The organism is Acinetobacter sp. YH12155, assembly GCF_013418255.1.
GTDB classification, from domain to species: domain Bacteria; phylum Pseudomonadota; class Gammaproteobacteria; order Pseudomonadales; family Moraxellaceae; genus Acinetobacter; species Acinetobacter indicus.
The window spans coordinates 1-2,035 of the sequence record NZ_VPCK01000048.1 but is presented as its reverse complement, the minus strand read 5'-3'; the positions used below and the strand labels follow the sequence as shown (position 1 = coordinate 2,035).

At 53.0% G+C, this 2,035-nt stretch carries 2 protein-coding genes; both read left to right on the top strand.

The genetic code is table 11. The features are described 5' to 3' along the window. Positions 1 to 156: 156 nt before the first annotated feature. Complete coding sequence (gene aph(3'')-Ib, locus FTU86_RS13700) at positions 157 to 960, top strand: aminoglycoside O-phosphotransferase APH(3'')-Ib (protein WP_001082319.1); 804 nt, start codon at positions 157 to 159, stop codon at positions 958 to 960. After that, the gene (locus FTU86_RS13695; RefSeq protein ID WP_000480968.1) at positions 960 to 1,796 is read left to right on the top strand and encodes an aminoglycoside O-phosphotransferase APH(6)-Id; all 837 of its coding nucleotides are present in this window, start codon (positions 960 to 962) and stop codon (positions 1,794 to 1,796) included. Before aph(3'')-Ib ends, FTU86_RS13695 begins: the two co-directional genes overlap by 1 nt. The last annotated feature ends 239 nt before the right edge of the window (positions 1,797 to 2,035 follow it).

Below are 2,035 nucleotides of genomic sequence, written 5' to 3'. Positions count from 1 at the left end.
TGTTCCATTTTAGAGATTTGTTTAAGATAAGATATAACTCATTGAGATGTGTCATAGTATTCGTCGTTAGAAAACAATTATTGTGACATTATTTCAATGAGTTATCTATTTTTGTCGTGTACAGAGCGCTTCATCAGAAAACTGAAGGAACCTCCATTGAATCGAACTAATATTTTTTTTGGTGAATCGCATTCTGACTGGTTGCCTGTCAGAGGCGGAGAATCTGGTGATTTTGTTTTTCGACGTGGTGACGGGCATGCCTTCGCGAAAATCGCACCTGCTTCCCGCCGCGGTGAGCTCGCTGGAGAGCGTGACCGCCTCATTTGGCTCAAAGGTCGAGGTGTGGCTTGCCCCGAGGTGATCAACTGGCAGGAGGAACAGGAGGGTGCATGCTTGGTGATAACGGCAATTCCGGGAGTACCGGCGGCTGATCTGTCTGGAGCGGATTTGCTCAAAGCGTGGCCGTCAATGGGGCAGCAACTTGGCGCTGTTCACAGCCTATCGGTTGATCAATGTCCGTTTGAGCGCAGGCTGTCGCGAATGTTCGGACGCGCCGTTGATGTGGTGTCCCGCAATGCCGTCAATCCCGACTTCTTACCGGACGAGGACAAGAGTACGCCGCAGCTCGATCTTTTGGCTCGTGTCGAACGAGAGCTACCGGTGCGGCTCGACCAAGAGCGCACCGATATGGTTGTTTGCCATGGTGATCCCTGCATGCCGAACTTCATGGTGGACCCTAAAACTCTTCAATGCACGGGTCTGATCGACCTTGGGCGGCTCGGAACAGCAGATCGCTATGCCGATTTGGCACTCATGATTGCTAACGCCGAAGAGAACTGGGCAGCGCCAGATGAAGCAGAGCGCGCCTTCGCTGTCCTATTCAATGTATTGGGGATCGAAGCCCCCGACCGCGAACGCCTTGCCTTCTATCTGCGATTGGACCCTCTGACTTGGGGTTGATGTTCATGCCGCCTGTTTTTCCTGCTCATTGGCACGTTTCGCAACCTGTTCTCATTGCGGACACCTTTTCCAGCCTCGTTTGGAAAGTTTCATTGCCAGACGGGACTCCTGCAATCGTCAAGGGATTGAAACCTATAGAAGACATTGCTGATGAACTGCGCGGGGCCGACTATCTGGTATGGCGCAATGGGAGGGGAGCAGTCCGGTTGCTCGGTCGTGAGAACAATCTGATGTTGCTCGAATATGCCGGGGAGCGAATGCTCTCTCACATCGTTGCCGAGCACGGCGACTACCAGGCGACCGAAATTGCAGCGGAACTAATGGCGAAGCTGTATGCCGCATCTGAGGAACCCCTGCCTTCTGCCCTTCTCCCGATCCGGGATCGCTTTGCAGCTTTGTTTCAGCGGGCGCGCGATGATCAAAACGCAGGTTGTCAAACTGACTACGTCCACGCGGCGATTATAGCCGATCAAATGATGAGCAATGCCTCGGAACTGCGTGGGCTACATGGCGATCTGCATCATGAAAACATCATGTTCTCCAGTCGCGGCTGGCTGGTGATAGATCCCGTCGGTCTGGTCGGTGAAGTGGGCTTTGGCGCCGCCAATATGTTCTACGATCCGGCTGACAGAGACGACCTTTGTCTCGATCCTAGACGCATTGCACAGATGGCGGACGCATTCTCTCGTGCGCTGGACGTCGATCCGCGTCGCCTGCTCGACCAGGCGTACGCTTATGGGTGCCTTTCCGCAGCTTGGAACGCGGATGGAGAAGAGGAGCAACGCGATCTAGCTATCGCGGCCGCGATCAAGCAGGTGCGACAGACGTCATACTAGATATCAAGCGACTTCTCCTATCCCCTGGGAACACATCAATCTTACCGGAGAATATCGTTGGCCAAAGCCTTAGCGTAGGATTTCGCCCTCTCCCGCAAACGACCCCCTTTTATCGGCACTGTTGCAAATAGAGATTTGAGTCGATGATGTTCCCTTTAAAAAGTACTTAGAGACCGAAAACCCTGTTGATTAGACACACTTCACCCTGAGGCTGACCATAATAAAATGACGATGCTTGT

Bases quoted from the DNA above. Each gene is read 5' to 3' on its own strand.
- FTU86_RS13695 (WP_000480968.1), top strand. From the start codon at position 960: ATGTTCATGCCGCCTGTTTTTCCTGCTCATTGGCACGTTTCGCAACCT.